This window comes from Paenarthrobacter sp. 10L412, assembly GCF_056395565.1.
In genome coordinates this window covers 1-15,686 of the sequence record NZ_JBFTJT010000022.1, presented here as the reverse complement: position 1 = coordinate 15,686, position 15,686 = coordinate 1, and the positions used below count along the sequence as shown (strand labels likewise).

Genomic DNA, 15,686 nt, shown 5'->3' with positions numbered 1-15,686 from the left:
GCGTCTCCATGACCTCCTGGCTGGAGCAGCAGGCAGAGGTCCGCGAGCGCCGCGGGCTGGTGCGGAAGCCGACAGTGCGCGGTCCGCAGGCCGGGCACCGCCGGATGATCGACCTCGCCAGCAACGATTACCTGGGCCTGTCCACGGATCCACGACTGGCGGAGGCTGCCACGGAGGCGATCAGGCGCTGGGGCACTGGCGCTGCATCATCCCGGCTGGTCACCGGCACCACGGAACTGCATCTTGAGTTGGAGCACCACCTTGCCCTGTTCACGGGAGCGGAGGCTGCGTTGGTGTTCTCCTCCGGCTACCTCGCCAATCTGGGCGTCACCACGGCTTTGGGTGGTCCCGGAACGTTGATTGTGGCGGACGAGCACTGCCATGCCTCGTTGATCGATGGTTTGAGGCTGAGCCGTTCCGAGGTGCGGGAATTCAAGCACAATGACGCTGCGGACGCGGCACGCCTCCTGCAGGAACGGACACAGCCGCGGGCATTGATTGTGGTTGAGTCCATCTACAGCGTCGGTGGCGACGCTGCTCCACTAAAGGAGTTGTTCAACCTCGCCCAGGAACACGATGCGGTGCTGCTGATCGACGAGGCCCACAGCCTGGGCGTTGGCGGCGTTGGTCCTTTTCAAGGGCGCGGCGCTGTGGCTGGCACCAGCCTGACGGACCATCCGGGTGTTGTCCGCACGGCCACCCTGTCCAAAGCCTTGGGCAGCCAGGGCGGGGCTGTGCTCGGTTCAAGCCTGCTGCGAGAGCACTTGGTGAACCGTTCGCGGAGCTTCATTTTCGACACCGCGTTGGCCCCACCCGCCGCGGCTGCTGCCTTGGCCGCCGTCGGAATCATCCAGCAGGAACCCTGGCGCGCCGCGGCCGTCCATCACAACGCAGCCGCTCTCGCCGCCCAACTGCAGCCCAGGCCGGGCCGCTCAGCCGCCGTCGAGCGTTCTGCCGGAGCAGTTCAATCCATCCCCATGCCTTCAGCGGAAGCCGCCTTGGCTGCGAGCCAGGCCGCGTACGCTGCTGGCGTCCAGGTGGGCTGTTTCCGGCCACCTTCAGTGCCGGACGGCGTCTCCCGCCTGCGACTTACGGCCCGAGCCAACCTCACCCCCACCGACCTCGACCACGCCTGCTCAGTGCTGCGCGACATCCTGGAGCGAACCTCATGAAACTTCCCCGCATCATCCTGGTGACCGGTACCGATACCGGCGTCGGGAAGACCATTACGACGGCGGCACTCGCCACAGCGCTTAAGCAGCGCGGCTGCTCGGTAGCGGTCTACAAGCCCTGCCAAAGCGGGAACGTCGATGGCGATTCGGACTGTGCGGAAGTGGTGCGGCTCGCCGGCCCGCTCACGGCCGAGGCCGGCATCGTGCTGGAACAGCCGCTGGCACCCGTCCCCGCTGCTGCTTGTGACGAGGTGGTACTGCCGCAGCTTGCTTCGCATGCACAGCGAATCCGCGCCCTGGCCAACACGCATGACCACGTCCTTGTGGAAGGTGCCGGTGGGGTGCTGGTTGAGTTGGACCACGACGGCGGGACGCTGGCTGATCTCGGAACCCTCCTGGGCGATTCGGCTGGCTTCGCGGTGGTGGCGCGGGCGTCGTTGGGCACCTTGAACCACACGGCGCTGACGCTCGAAGCCCTCGATCGGAGGGGCCTGCGGGTGGTCGGTGTTGTGCTTGGCAGCTGGCCTGCGGTCCCTGGCGCAGTGGAGCGCAGCAACCGTGCCACGATCTCCGACTGGCCTGTCCCGCTGCTGGGTGCCATCCGGCACGAAGCCGCCGGAATGGATCCCGGCGCGTTCCGCGAACAGGCGGCCTCCTGGCTTGCAGGGGTGCCCGCATGAGCACCGTCAGCACATGCCCCTACAACGTGCTGCGCGATCCTGATACCGTCCGCGAGGTACTTCACCGGCCGGGCGACTTCAGCCCTGCCAACGCACTTCTGGCCGTGACGCCCTTGAGCGGCCAAGCCCTCCGCGTCCTGCAGAAGGCACGCTTCGCCCTTCCACCTGTCCTGGCCAGCAACCATTCCCCCTCACACGCAGCTATCCGCAAGGTGGTGGCGGGCTTCTTCACTCCCGCCAAAGTTGTTGCGATGGAGCCGCGCATCCGGCAGCTCTCCCGGGAGTCAGCCTCGGCCGCAGCCCAGCTCCTCAGCTCAGCAGGAAACGTTAATTTGGTGCAGGCAGTGGCCGCGTATCCGCCGGCAGTCATCATGCTGGAGATGCTGGGACTTCCCGTCCGAGACCTTCCCCAACTAAAGGCGTGGAGCCTGGACTCCCTTGAGCTGTTCTGGGGATGGCCGGATCCCGCACGGCAACTCGAGCTGGCCCACACCGCGGCGGACTTCTACACCTGGCTGCGCGAGCTGGTTCTTGAAGCCGTAGTCGCCCCGGAACCAAACCTGTTCAAGGCACTCGCGGACCACGGGCTCAGCACCCCTGAGATCTGTTCGTTGGGCTACTTCCTGCTCATCGCTGGCCAGGAGACCACCACACAGCTCATCAGCACCACGCTGTTCCGGCTGGCCGAGGGCTCCCGGGGAATATCCTGGGACGAGGCGTCCTCCAGCGCCAAAGCCCGGGAGATTGTTCGTCATGTGCTGGCCACTGAATCTTCCGTGCCAACTTGGCGGAGGGTGGCCGCCCGCGATACCGAGCTCAACGGCGAGCACATCCTTGCGGGCGAAGAAATCCTGGTGGAGCTGACCGGGAACCACGGCTTTCCGTGGGCCGCCCGGGAAGGCACTGGGGGATCTTCCGGGGAAGCCACCGATCATCAAGGCCCCACACCGTACGGTCTGGCCTTCGGCTCAGGAATCCATCGCTGCCTTGGTGCCAAACTCGCAGAGCTGGAGACCGTCGTCGTGGTTCAGGAGACTACCGCGGCCCTGAAGGGGGTCCGGCTCCAGGACCCCAACCCCGAATGGCTGCGGCTGCTGTCCTTCCAGGCTCCCCGGACGGTCAGCGTCGCCCGCCCTTAGCTAGTTTGGGTGGGTAGGCTGGACTTTATGGGCGAGAGCCGGGACTTGCTGACGCCGGAGCAGCGCAGCCGAAACATGTCCAGGATCAGGGGCAAAAACACCAAGCCCGAGTTGCTGGTCCGGAAACTCCTGCACGCCAAGGGGTACCGTTACCGGCTGCATGGGCAGGCTGGCGGGACCAAGCTGCCGGGCCGGCCCGATTTAGTGTTCTCGAGCCGTCGCAAAGTCATTTTCGTCAACGGCTGCTTCTGGCACTTCCACGATTGCAAGGTTGGCCTGCACTCCCCCACTGCGAACGCGGAGTTCTGGGAGACCAAGCGCAACCGGACCCGTGAACGCGATCTCGCTCAAAGGGAACAATTGCGCGCTGCCGGTTGGGACACGTTGACGGTTTGGGAGTGCGAGTTGCGGGACAGCTCAGTCCTCGAAGAACGGCTGACAGCGTTCTTGGAGGGGTACGTGGAGGGCAGTTCGCCCTACGGGGCTCTGGAGCCGGCAGTCCCAGCGGACCCAGCGGAGTCCGAGTGATCGGTGCTGGCGTGGGAGCCTTGCTCCCACAACGCGTAGGCTGACGTTCCACCAATACCCAGCAGCACCGTCAGGCACAACACGATGATGACCATGAGGCCCGCCGAGGGCCGAACACCATCGTTCATGCTGAATTCCATTCCTGTATCCACGCCTTGATCCCCCCGATTCGGCGATTACTCCATTTCCTTTACTTACTTTCGGGGGCTTCGATCAAGACTCCCTCTGAGTCCGCTCAAGATTGGATCAAGCTTTCGATTTCCGGCGTTGCAGTAGTTCCCCGGGACCTACTGTTGAATCGTGCATCTATTGTTCGGAGGCGGGAGGGGTTTGGTGTCTGAGTATGACGAGTGCACAGAATCACTGGTCGATCCCACCGTCCTCACCGGACTCCAGGCGGAACTTGGCGGAGACCGATCCATCGTCACCAGGTTTGTCCGCAACTACATAGATCTGTTGCCGTGGCGTGTGGACCGCCTGCATCACGCGCTGAACAACCTTGACATGGAAGATGCCATGGATGCGGTGCTGAGCCTGAAGACATCAAGCCACATGGTGGGCGCCATCTGCATGAGCCGCTTGGCCACGGAACTGGAAATCAGCATCAGGCTCCTCCCCAATGCCGGGCACCTTCAGGAACTGAGGCCGCAAGTGCAGATGATCGAAGCCTTCGTGTTCGGCACGATTTGCGAACTCCAACCCCCACTTTCGTAAAGATCTTCACGAAAATAAAGAAAACCATTGACTCGCTAAAAATCTTCACTATAGTTGTGTGAGTTAGCTCACCAACGAAGGATGCGGCAATGACTACCGAGACTCCTGCACCGCCAGCCACCAGCGAACTGCTGGCAACTGTGGGGAACAAGGTGCGCACCATGCGCAAGGCAAAGGGCATGACCCTCGCCCAGCTCTCGGACATCACCGGCCTCAGCCAGGCGATCGTCAGCCAAATCGAACGCGGAATGGCCAACCCTTCCTTCACCACCCTCGCCCAATTGGCCCACGGCCTGGACATCCCCGTAGGGAGATTCTTCATTGGCCAGGACCAATCCACCTCACCGGTGGTCCGCAGATCCGAGCGACGCAACCTAAAGAACGTCACCCGTGAATCCGTGGGCGAAGCCGTACACGAACTGCTGACTCCCAACCGCGACGGAAGCATCGAAGCGCAATGGATCAGCACGCCCCCAGGGCACGACACCAGCGCAACCCCTTTTACCCACAGCGGTGAAGAGTTCTGCTACATCATCTCCGGCCGTAAGGACGTCTATCTGGACGGCGTCTGCTACAGCCTGGAGGAGGGCGACTCGATCACCTACTCCTCAGAGATCCCACACTGGTACAAGAACAGCTACGAAGAGGTATGCGTAGCCATCTGGGTCAACGCACCACACGCGTGGTAACACTGCTGCCCCTCAACGGCGCCAGCGTTTTCCCTTAACTGTCCGGACACGAACCGTGGCCGCAGACAATCCTTGCCACTTTCGCACAACACGCCTCCTCCAACAGGCGTTCCTGCGTCATACCCTCCCACGCCCTCCGGGGCGTCAGCGTAAGGACACTTCCATGCTCAACACCCAAACGACGGACAACGCCGTCCCGTCACCAAGCACCAGCCACTCCTCCCCCACAAGGAACCCAAAGTTCACTCCCCAGGTCCGCAAAGGACTCTTGGGCCTGGGCCTTGGCAACGCCCTTGAATGGTACGACTGGATGGTCTTCGGACTCCTGTCAGCCTTCATTGGACCGAACTTCTTCCCCAACACCGAGCCGCTCTCCGCCACGTTGAACGCACTGGCCGTGTTCGCCGTCGGGTTCGCCTTCCGCCCCCTTGGAGGCATTCTGCTGGGGACGCTCGCAGACCGGATCGGCCGGCGTCGGGTCATGCTGTTGTCCATCATGCTCATGGCCGGCACCACGCTGATCATTGCCATCACGCCGAACTACGCCACCATCGGTGCTTGGGCCGGCATCATCCTGCTCGTGTGCCGCGTCCTGCAGGGCATCTCCACGGGAATCGAAGCCCCGCTCTCCACCTCCCACGCTGTAGAGCTTGCCCCGGAAGGCCGCGAAGGCTACGTGGCCGGCATCATGTCCTTCTACGTGAACATCGGTATCCTGCTGGCCTCGCTGGTGAGCTTCCTTTGCAGCCTTGTCCTCGGCGGCGCAGCCATGGCCGATTGGGGCTGGCGTGTACCGTTCATCATCGGCGCTGCCTTCGGTTTTGTGGTGCTCTACCTCCGCCGCTCCCTGCCGGAGACCCTCAAGGCCGAGGAAATGGCCACGAACACGCCGCGTGCCGTGTGGTCCGGAGTCCGTAAGCACTGGCTCTCCGTGCTTGCCATCATCTTCGTGGTGGGTGCAGCACAGGCCTACAACTACGCCTGGAACGTTGGCCTTCCCACCGCAGCCCGCAGCGGTTTCAAGGAAGATCCCACCGCGGTTTTCGCCCTCACCACCATCCTGGCCATCATCCTCGTAGTGGGCAGTTGGATCATCGGCAAGCTGGCCGACGGCAAAGCAATGTCCCGCTGGTTCCTGGTGACCCGAATCCTCGCCATCCCGTCCGTGTTCCTCATGCTGATGTACGTCCAGCCGGGCATTGGCGGATTCGCAGCAGTCCTCCTGGGCGGCTCGATCGTCCTGGTGCTGAACATGACCCTTTACAACGTGGTCAGTTCATCCCTGATGCCCAAGAACATCCGCGGCACCGGTGTGGCCCTGGGCTATGGCATCGGCGTGGCACTCTTCGGTGGCACCGCCTCCTACCTTCTGGTCTGGTTCCAGTCCCTGAACCTCACCTGGATCTTCCCGGTCTACGTGGCCGTCCTCTCCATCCTCAGCATCGTTTTCTACCTCGCCGCACGCCGCTCCAACGGCATCTTCGTCGGAAAGTAAGGAACCTCCCATGAATACCCTTGAACTCAGCACTACGACGGCGGACCTCACCGCCCCGGTCATCTCACGATCCGACGTCCTGGTAGTCGGCGGTGGTCCCGCAGGCGTCGCCGCGGCGGTTACCGCCGCCCGCTCAGGAGCCAAAGTCACGCTCCTGGAACGCTACTCATCCTTGGGCGGACTGGCTTCCGGCGGTATGGTCCTGGTTCTCGATGACATGATCAACGGCCAGGAAATCACCGTCACCGGCATCGTCTCCGAGTACGTGGAGCGCTTGCAGAAGCTTGGCCTGGCAGTCGTTCCGCCCGCCGATGACCGCAAGACCTCCGAGGAACTCTGGAACAAGTGGGGCCGCTACGGGACCTTCGATTTCCACTCGCACACCAACCCGAAGCCCATCTGCTACGCCGCGGCTTTCGATCCCGACGGCTGGAAGCGCGTCTCCAACGACCTCGTTCGCGAGGCCGGCGTGGACCTCCGCCTGCACTCCTGGTTCTCCCGTCCCATCGTGGACAACGGCGTGATCAAGGGCGTCATCTGTGAAACGAAACTGGGTCCGCAGGCGTTCATGGCCGACGTCGTGATCGACACCACCGGTGACATTGACGTCGCCTCCCGCGCCGGTGCAAGCTACGCCAAGGACAACTACCTCACCACGCTCGTTTTCCGATTGGGCAATGTAAATACCAAGGCAGCAGAAGCTTTCGAACAGGCCAATCCCAAGGAAGCGCGCGCCATCAACCGCAAGATCAAGCGACTCCTCGGTGGCGCCTGGGAACTCTGGTGGCTCAAGACCCCCATCGACGGCGTGGTCTGGTGCAACGCCCCGCACATGAGCGGCTTCGACGGCGTTGACCCGGCTGATATGACTGCCGCGGAGTTCGCAGCCAGGGACCGCATCTCCGAGGCCGTAGAGTACGTCCGCGCCAACCTCCCCGGATTCGAAAACTGCTACATGCTGGACGTCGCTTCCCAGATGGGTGTCCGCCAAACCCGACTCCTGCAGGGCGAGTACGTCATGACCAAGGACGACGTCACCCAGCGCCGCCACTTCGCGGACACCGTTGCGCGCGGCCGTGACTACTACTACCCGTACCGCTCGCTGCTCCCCAAGGAAGTGGACCAGCTCCTGGTCGCCGGCCGCCACTACTCCGCCACCCCCGAGGCACAGAAGATGTCGCGCGAGATCCCGCCCTGCATGGCAATGGGACAGGCCGTCGGCGTTGCAGCGGCACTCGCCGTGGAAAACAACATGTTGGTCCGCGACGTCTCCGCGCTGGATATCCAGCAGGGCATGCGCCGGCATGGTGCAGACCCAGGCGACGTCCCGTCGTCGAACGCTACCGTGGACTCCAACGAGGCGGTGCCGGCATGAGCACCGTTCTCCTCGACCAGACTGAAAGCACGACGTCGGCTCCCGCCGCCGCTGCCACCGGCGACTCAGCTGCTGCAGCAGTCACCCCGCTGCCCCTGGACGGCATCAAGATCGTGGACTTCACGCAGGTGTTCATGGGCCCGTCCTGCACGCAGTTGCTTGGCGACTACGGCGCAGACATCATCAAGGTGGAACGTCCCGGCGCCGGCGATATTTCACGCAATTCGTTCCCTGACCAGGACGGCCAGGACAACCCGATTTTCCTGTCCATCAACCGGAACAAGCGCAGTGTCTCGGTGGACACTCGTACCGACGAAGGGCGCGAGGTGCTGCACCGGCTCATTGCTGATGCGGATGTAGTGGTCAGCAACTTCCGCTCCGGAGTCATGGAACGGATGGGCTTCGGCTACGAGGACCTGAAAGCTGCGAACCCGGGAATCATCTGGGCCTCTGGCACCGGCTTCGGCCCTGAGGGGCCCTACGCCCATAAAGGTGGCCAGGACGCGATCGCGCAAGCGTATTCGGGAGTGATGTGGCGACGGGAATCCGATGACGCCAAGCCCTCCATCTACCCCACCACCCTGTGCGACTACATCACCGGCATGCACCTCATGCAGGGCATCCTTCTAGCGTTGCGCACACGCGAGGCATCGGGGGTGGGCCAGAAGGTGGAGGTGACCATGTACGACTCCATGCTGCACCTGCAGATGCAGGAAGCGTGCATGCAGCTCAACCGCGGCTACGAGGTCAACTGGGGCGCCATGCCACTGAGCGGTGTCTTCGAAACCACCGACGGTGCAGTGTGCATGGTGGGCGGTTTCACCCCCGATCCCCTGGCCAGGATTTCTGAAGCACTTGGCCTGGACGAGGACCTCACCCAGCGGCTTGAGTTCTCCAACCTTGAGCAGCAATTCAAGAACAAGCCGGCACTGCAGGCCATTTTCCGCGAGCGCATCGCTACCAATACCACCGAGTATTGGACACACCGGCTTGAGGAGCAGGGACTGCTCAATGCTCCCGTGCACACCTTGGAACAGGCCTTGGCGGATGCGCAAACAGAGGCCAACGGGATGATCGTGGAAGCAGAGCACCCCGGCGTCGGCACTGTCCGTATGCTGAACGCTCCCATCCGGCTCTCCGCTACTCCACCCACCATCCGGCGCGCCGCGCCGCGACTCGGTGAGCACAATGTGGAGGTCCTGCTGGAGAACGGCTTCGACCAAGAGACGATCGAGCGCCTGCAGCAGCTGGGGGTATTGCGATGACGGCTACAGCAGTTCAAGCGCCGGTGGAGGCGCCGCTGGATACCGTCACCCTGACCATCGAAAATCACGTGGCCACGGTGGTCATCGATCGTCCACACGTCCTCAACGCCGTGGATGCCACCGCCCATGCACGGCTCAACGAGATCTGGGCCCAGCTTGAGCAGGACCCGTCCGTACGTGCGGTTGTCATAACCGGTGCCGGGTCCCGCGCCTTCTGCGTTGGTGCTGACATGTCGGCGTCGGCCGTGGACAAGACCGGCCTGGAGTATTGGGCCGGACTGGATCCCAATGGCTTCGGTGGCCTGAGCCTGCGCACCACCCTGGATATTCCCGTCATCGCCCGCGTCAACGGCTACGCCCTTGGCGGCGGCATGGAGATGGTGCTGGGTGCGGACATCGTGGTGGCAGCCGACACCGCGAAGTTCGGCTTGACGGAACCCCGGGTTGGGCGATTAGCGCTCGACGGCGGCATCCACCAGTTGGTGCGGCGGGTCCCGTATACCCAGGCCATGGGGATGCTCCTGACAGGCCGCAAGGTAGATGCTGCCGAGATGCAGTCCATGGGGCTTGTCAACGAGGTAGTCCCTGCCCAGGAGCTCGACGCCGCTGTGCAGCGTTGGGTGGACCAGGTCCTTGCGTGCGCACCCACCTCGGTCCGCGCGGTGAAGCAGATGGTCACCCAGACGTCCCATCTAACGGCCACCGAAGCCCGCGGCCTGCGACTGCCGGCTCTTATGGCCGCGCTGGACAGCGAAGACTCCGCCGAAGGAGTGCGTGCTTTCCAGGAAAAGCGTGTGCCGATCTGGCCGGGGCATTGATCGGCTCAGTGATCCGGCACGACCACTGACCCGCCTCGCCAACAAAAACCATTTAGAACGAAGTAGAGGAGATACCGATGCCGCCATCAGTCGCGCCCGAATCCCTAAACCATAAATCTTTGGCTCCAGGAGTGTGGGGCGTTGTTGCCACACCATTCCAAGGGAGCACGCTGGACGTGGACCTGGACAGTTTGTCCGAGCTCGTGGAGCATTACGAGGCCATCGGCGCCACGGGACTCACCGCGTTGGGAGTCTTCGGCGAAGCAGCCGCACTGACGGCTGAGGAACGCCGGCAAGTGCTGGAAACCGCCGTCGAATGCACCGCGCTGCCGTTGGTTGTGGGCGTGACCGCTCTGGCCACCCGGCCCGCCATTGAGGAAGTCCGGGCAGCCCAGGACGTTGCAGGAGAACGCCTGGCAGCTGTGATGGTGCAGGCTAACTCGGCCAGGCCCGAGACGGTGATTGCGCACTTGGATGCCATCCACCGGGCTACTGGCGCCAAGGTGGTCCTGCAGGACTATCCGTTGGCGAGTGGGGTCACTATCTCCACACCCGCACTGATCAATGTGGTGGCTTCCTGCGACTTCGTCATTGCCGTCAAGGCCGAAGCGCCGCCCACCAGCGTCGCGATCGCGGAGCTGAGTGCCGGCGTCGGGGTTTCAGTCTTTGGTGGCCTTGGCGGGCAGGGACTGCTGGATGAACTGATGGCCGGCGCAGCAGGCGCGATGACCGGTTTCTCGTACCCTGAAGCCCTCATAGCTTGTGTGCGGGCATGGCAGCAGGATGGTTATGAAGCAGCCCAGCGCGAACTACTCCCCTATCTGCCGCTGATCAACTTCGAGCAGCAAGCGAAAGTGGCGCTGGCTATTCGCAAGGAATGCCTGCGCGAACGGGGACTTATTAAGGACTCGGGCGTTCGCGCTCCTGCAGCGGGCTTTCCCGAAGCCCTGCGCGGGAGTATGGCCACGCATCTTCGTGAGGCAGCGTCTGCCCTTGAAAATGCCACTTTGCCGGTAAGGAGCTTCTGATGGATCTGGGAATCGCAGGCAAGACAGCCTTGGTTGCCGCTTCCACGGGCGGGCTGGGTCTGGCCGTTGCCCGTGCTTTGGCTGCCGAAGGCGTGCGCGTGGCGATCGTGGGCCGTCGTCGGGACCGTGCCAAGGAGATCGTCGCTGAACTGCAGGCCGCATATGGGACTGGTACTGCGGTCATATCCACCAAGGGCTTCGACGCTGTGGCAATCGAGGCGGACTTGACCACGCCCGAGGGCATCGAATCGGCAGTGGAACAGACGGTCGCGGACCTGGGACCCATCGACATCCTGGTGCTCAACGGCCCAGGTCCCAAACCCGGTGCCGCAGCCACACTGAGCCCCGATGACATCGCAGCGGCCTTTGATCTCCTGGTCAAACCGCAGCACGCCTTGGTTTCCCAGGTACTTCCGGGGATGCGGGAGCGGCGATGGGGTCGGATCCTGGCTATCGGATCCAGCGGGGTGACAGCGCCGCTTCCCAACCTCGCCGTCTCCAACACCGGACGTGCTGCCCTGGCTGGTTACCTCAAGACGCTCGCCGCAGAAGTTGCCTTGGACGAGGTCACAGTGAATCTGCTCTTGCCAGGCCGCATCGCCACCGATCGGGTCACCCAACTTGACCAGGCCGCCGCCAAGCGCCGCGGCACCACGCTCGAAGACATCCAGCTCGAATCCCGCAAGACCATCCCCGCCCGGCGCTATGGAGAACCTGCCGAGTTCGGTGCCGCTGCCGCCTTCCTGTGCAGCGCGCCGGCGTCGTACATCACCGGCGTCGCGCTCAGGTGCGACGGCGGCCTGATCCGCAGCCTCTAGCCTCCCCCTTAAATCCGATAGGAACATCATGACTTCCACAGCAGTTGACCCCCAGGCGATCACCGACCCGCAGACGATCACCGCCCAGCACCTCATCAATGGCCAATGGCTCGGCGACGCGGACACACAGCGAATGAATCCGGCCCGGCCAGGCGAAGTCGCAGCGCTCTCACCCAGTGGCACCGTCCAGGACGTGGACGCCGCCATCACCGCGGCCGCCGCAGCCCAGCCGTCATGGGCGGCCCTGCCAGCACCAGCCCGGGGAGCCATCCTCATCGCGGCCGGAAACCTGCTCAACGACCGCCAACACGCAATCGCTGAGGATCTGGTCCGTGAGGAAGGCAAGACCCTTGCGGAGGCAAAGGGTGAGGTCAAGCGTGCCTCGGACGTGCTGCGCTTCTTCGGCTCACTCGGCTGGGCAGCAACCGGCGAAGTCCTGCCCAGCGGCCTGCCGGACACCACCGTCACGACGCGTCGCGAACCGTTGGGCGTGGTGGGACTCATTACCCCATGGAACTTCCCTATCGCGATTCCGGCATGGAAAACTGCGCCTGCCCTGATCAGCGGCAACGCCGTGGTGATCAAACCGGCCGAGCTAACTCCCTTGTCCACAACCCACCTGGCGCGCGCCCTGCAGGACGCCGGACTGCCCGCCGGCGTGTTCAACGTGGTTCACGGCAAGGGACGCGTAGTGGGTGACGCGCTGGCCCGGGACCCCCGGATTGCCGGCTTGTCGTTCACGGGTTCCACCAATGTTGGCCTTGGACTGCAGGAGATCCTCAATGCCCGGCGCGCCCGCGTCCAGCTCGAAATGGGCGGCAAGAACGGTGTCCTGGTGCTGGATGACGCCGACCCCCGCAAAGCTGCGCAGGTAGTAGCGGCAGGCGCGTTCGGCCTGACCGGCCAGGCGTGCACAGCGACGTCCCGCGTCTACGTGACGCCCGGCATCCGTTCCGCCTTCCTCGATGCTTTGGTTCAGGAGGCCGCCGACTACACCACCGGCGACGGACTTGATGGCGACGCCCGTATGGGCGCTGTGGTGAGCAGGCAGCAATTCGAGCAGGACCAGGCAGCGGTGCGTACCGCCGTCGAACGCGGGGCCACACTCCTGCACGGACAGTACGACGGCGACCCCGCCGGCGCGCTGTTCTTCCCGGCGGCGATTCTCACCGGACTACCCTTCGACGACGCAGCCGTGACGGAAGAGATCTTCGGGCCAGTGGTGGCAGTTCTTGAGGTGGCCGACTATGAAACAGGCTTGGCTGCGATCAACGATTCCCGCTATGGGCTCACCGCCGGCATCTGCACGGACTCGCTGGCTCTCGCCACGGACTTCGCTGCTCGCGCCCAAGCCGGCGTGGTGAAGATCAACCGACCCACTGCCGGGCTGGACCTGAACGTCCCCTTCGGCGGTGTGAAGGATTCCTCCACCAACACCTTCCGCGAGCAAGGCAGGTCCGCCCTGGACTTCTACACCTGGGGCAAGACCGTCTACACCGGTGTGTAGTGCGCCATGACATACGTGATCGCGCAGCCCTGCGTAGATGTGAAGGACAAGGCGTGCATTGACGAATGCCCGGTGGATTGCATCTACGAGGGCGAACGCTCGCTCTACATCCACCCGTCCGAGTGCGTTGACTGCGGGGCATGCGATCCCGTGTGCCCCGTAGAGGCGATCTACTACGCGGACGATGTCCCTGACGAGTGGGCAGACTACATCAGGGCGAACGCGGAGTTCTTCGAGGATGGGTTCTTCGAGGCGGAGTTTTTCGAGAATGCCGGCCGCGATCATCCTGGGGTGATCGCGGAGCCTTTGCGGGCGGGCAGCTAGGCGGCGCCGAGGCTGAGCCAACATCGCGGGTGTGGAAGCCGTACCGATCAACGACGTGAAGGGGCGTCTTCAATGTCCAGATATGCCGTCATGCGTCCTCAAGGCGCGTCAGCAGCTCAGCATCATGACTCGTGACGAAATCAAGGCCTTCACTGATTTCATTTAGGCGTGCATGGCGCTGCAGAACCAACTCTGCCCCCTGCAACAGGAGCGGGGACTTGTACGTGTGTTCCTCTGCGGCCAACTTCTCCGGTCGTGGATCGAGATCTTCAGGGCAACCAGATTCGTAGACATAGCTCGATGGTGCCGAAGCGGTACCAGCAGAAAACGGCTGGATATTGGGTTGGTGTTTCCACCGACCGGAGCAGGACGCCCTCGAGGTCGCGGCACCGGACCACGACACCAGAACCTACCCACCCGGGGTTCAATCTCGGCAAAATAGTGGAAGCTAAAGCTACAAAAGTAAAACCGCCCTGTAGGCCAGGGTCGAGTACAGGGAGCTTTTGATGAAAGCAATTGTTGTGACAGATCAGTCCGCCGGTATGGCCGGGCTGAGGATGGCCGAACGGCCGGAGCCGTCGGCATCTATTAATGATGTCATTGTCGAGGTTCATGCCGCGGGATTCGTCCCGACCGAGGTCCAGTGGCCCTCGACCTCGACTGATCGAGCCGGACGGGATCGGACACCTTCCATCATTGGGCACGAGGTTGCCGGCGTCGTAACCTCGCTCGGTTATGGGACGACAGGGCTGACTGTGAGTCAACGCGTGTTTGGCCTTGCGGACTGGCACCGAGATGGGACCTTAGCGGAGTATGTGGCGATGGAGGCACGTAACCTAGCGCCGCTGCCCGGGGACGTCGCCTTCACAGTTGGCGCGAGTCTGCCCATCTCTGGCCTGACCGCATGGCAGGGGTTGTTTATTCATGGCCGCATCCAGTCGGGGCAGAGCCTTCTGGTGCACGGCGCCGCTGGGGCAGTCGGAACGATGGTAACTCAGCTGGCACGTGAAGCGGGCGCCTACGTCATCGGCACAGGACGCACTGCCGATCGACAGAAGGCACTTGACTTCGGAGCGCACGAGTTCGTCGATCTCGCGAACGACACCTTGCAAGAGATCGGCGAGGTTGATTTGGTATTCGATGTGATTGGGGGCGATATCCAGAAGCAGTCAGCGGCCCTGGTCCGGCCCGGCGGAACGCTGGTAAGCATCACCGGGCCGGTTGAATCCCGCCCTCGGGATGGTCTGGCAGTGGATTTCGTTGTCGAATCGGATCGTGCGCAGCTGGGTGAAATCGTCCAGCGAATCCGAGACGGACGATTGCGGACAAACATCGGAAACGTCGGAGAATTCGACGATGCGCTCAATGCCCTCAATCCTTCCGCGCGCCGGAATGGGAAGACGATCATCCAGGTGCGTCCATAGGTTGCAGCCTGTCTATGATTGAGCTTGGAGGGCTCCGCCTCTGTGGTGAATACCAGATTGTCCAAGGAATTCTTAGTGAATAACGTTTCGGCAAAAGCGCAGGTCGTCAACGAGGACGGGGTTTGGGGCATGTTCCTGCCCGGCCTGCCCCTGGCGGCTGACGGGACGACGTTGGAAGAAGCGACCATTGATCTAATCGATGCTCTCCGTGAATACGCCGAAGACTGGGAGGACCACCTCCGCGCGGCCCCAAACCATCGAGACAACTGGGCTTTAGTACAACTGATTGACTCCTCCACTGATGAGGAACTGGACGCATGGCTGACCGATAGCAAGAAGTGAGCCAGGAATATCCCCAGGCACCGGAGATGATCACGAGGCTTTCTGCAGGACCGAGGAGTGGCAGCACAAAGTGATGCGAGAGGCGGCCTCCGCTGGTGTTTGTATCTTGGGCTGGCGGGCCACTCGGCGACCGGGTGTACTCTATCCACCAGGTGCGCGTCGTCCCCGACAGTGCAGACCTTCAGAGGAGCCGACTATGGCTGATGACAGGGTGAGCCAAAAGCAGTGCCACGTGCGACGGGACCGGGTCCTGTGAACAAGAACCGGCTCGAGGCGTTCAGTGACGGCGTGCTGGCCATCATCATCACCATCATGGTCCTGGAGCTGCACACCCCGGAAACGCCAACATGGGAGGGCGTGGCCGCAGT

At 63.1% G+C, this 15,686-nt stretch carries 17 protein-coding genes; all 17 read left to right on the top strand.

Translation table 11 applies throughout. The annotated features are described in order from the left end of the window. Positions 1-8 precede the first annotated feature (8 nt). Positions 9-1,172 (top strand): 8-amino-7-oxononanoate synthase, encoded by a 1,164-nt coding sequence (locus AC1DD7_RS22860; protein ID WP_477516733.1) that lies wholly within the window; start codon positions 9-11, stop codon positions 1,170-1,172. Continuing rightward, entirely contained in the window at positions 1,169-1,852 is a 684-nt protein-coding gene (bioD, locus tag AC1DD7_RS22855) for a dethiobiotin synthase (RefSeq protein WP_477516694.1), read from the top strand. Before AC1DD7_RS22860 ends, bioD begins: the two co-directional genes overlap by 4 nt. Then, positions 1,849-2,991, top strand: a complete 1,143-nt coding sequence (locus AC1DD7_RS22850; protein ID WP_477516693.1) for a cytochrome P450 family protein — start codon at positions 1,849-1,851, stop codon at positions 2,989-2,991. The genes bioD and AC1DD7_RS22850 overlap by 4 nt, the downstream gene beginning before the upstream one ends. Before the next feature lie 27 nt (positions 2,992-3,018). Continuing rightward, a complete protein-coding gene (locus tag AC1DD7_RS22845) occupies positions 3,019-3,519 on the top strand; it encodes a very short patch repair endonuclease (protein ID WP_477516692.1) in 501 nt (166 codons plus the stop codon). A gap of 333 nt (positions 3,520-3,852) precedes the next feature. After that, positions 3,853-4,233: an Hpt domain-containing protein gene (locus AC1DD7_RS22840; protein ID WP_477516691.1), complete on the top strand. Its 381-nt coding sequence runs from the start codon at positions 3,853-3,855 to the stop codon at positions 4,231-4,233. A gap of 89 nt (positions 4,234-4,322) precedes the next feature. Then, positions 4,323-4,922 (top strand): helix-turn-helix domain-containing protein, encoded by a 600-nt coding sequence (locus AC1DD7_RS22835; protein WP_223936112.1) that lies wholly within the window; start codon positions 4,323-4,325, stop codon positions 4,920-4,922. 163 nt (positions 4,923-5,085) lie between these two features. Beyond that, positions 5,086-6,417 carry an MFS transporter gene (locus AC1DD7_RS22830; protein WP_477516690.1) on the top strand — a complete coding sequence of 444 codons (1,332 nt, stop codon included), beginning with the start codon at positions 5,086-5,088 and terminating at the stop codon, positions 6,415-6,417. A gap of 10 nt (positions 6,418-6,427) precedes the next feature. Then, complete coding sequence (locus tag AC1DD7_RS22825) at positions 6,428-7,792, top strand: FAD-dependent oxidoreductase (RefSeq protein ID WP_477516689.1); 1,365 nt, start codon at positions 6,428-6,430, stop codon at positions 7,790-7,792. After that, entirely contained in the window at positions 7,789-9,057 is a 1,269-nt protein-coding gene (locus AC1DD7_RS22820; protein ID WP_477516688.1) for a CaiB/BaiF CoA transferase family protein, read from the top strand. Before AC1DD7_RS22825 ends, AC1DD7_RS22820 begins: the two co-directional genes overlap by 4 nt. Next, the gene (locus tag AC1DD7_RS22815; RefSeq protein WP_477516687.1) at positions 9,054-9,875 is read left to right on the top strand and encodes an enoyl-CoA hydratase-related protein; all 822 of its coding nucleotides are present in this window, start codon (positions 9,054-9,056) and stop codon (positions 9,873-9,875) included. The genes AC1DD7_RS22820 and AC1DD7_RS22815 overlap by 4 nt, the downstream gene beginning before the upstream one ends. A gap of 77 nt (positions 9,876-9,952) precedes the next feature. Then, positions 9,953-10,903, top strand: coding sequence for a dihydrodipicolinate synthase family protein (locus AC1DD7_RS22810; RefSeq protein ID WP_477516686.1), 951 nt, complete (start codon positions 9,953-9,955; stop codon positions 10,901-10,903). Then, complete coding sequence (locus AC1DD7_RS22805) at positions 10,903-11,721, top strand: SDR family oxidoreductase (RefSeq protein WP_477516685.1); 819 nt, start codon at positions 10,903-10,905, stop codon at positions 11,719-11,721. The genes AC1DD7_RS22810 and AC1DD7_RS22805 overlap by 1 nt, the downstream gene beginning before the upstream one ends. Before the next feature lie 28 nt (positions 11,722-11,749). Then, the gene (locus AC1DD7_RS22800; RefSeq protein ID WP_477516684.1) at positions 11,750-13,228 is read left to right on the top strand and encodes an aldehyde dehydrogenase family protein; all 1,479 of its coding nucleotides are present in this window, start codon (positions 11,750-11,752) and stop codon (positions 13,226-13,228) included. A gap of 6 nt (positions 13,229-13,234) precedes the next feature. Then, a complete protein-coding gene (gene fdxA / locus AC1DD7_RS22795; RefSeq protein ID WP_477516683.1) occupies positions 13,235-13,552 on the top strand; it encodes a ferredoxin in 318 nt (105 codons plus the stop codon). A 506-nt stretch (positions 13,553-14,058) separates the two neighbouring features. Beyond that, entirely contained in the window at positions 14,059-14,976 is a 918-nt protein-coding gene (locus AC1DD7_RS22790; protein WP_477516682.1) for an NADP-dependent oxidoreductase, read from the top strand. 42 nt (positions 14,977-15,018) lie between these two features. Next, a complete protein-coding gene (locus AC1DD7_RS22785; protein WP_477516681.1) occupies positions 15,019-15,318 on the top strand; it encodes a type II toxin-antitoxin system HicB family antitoxin in 300 nt (99 codons plus the stop codon). Between the two features lie 225 nt (positions 15,319-15,543). Further along, on the top strand, positions 15,544-15,686 hold a 143-nt coding region (locus tag AC1DD7_RS22780), incomplete at its 3' end, for a TMEM175 family protein (protein ID WP_477516732.1).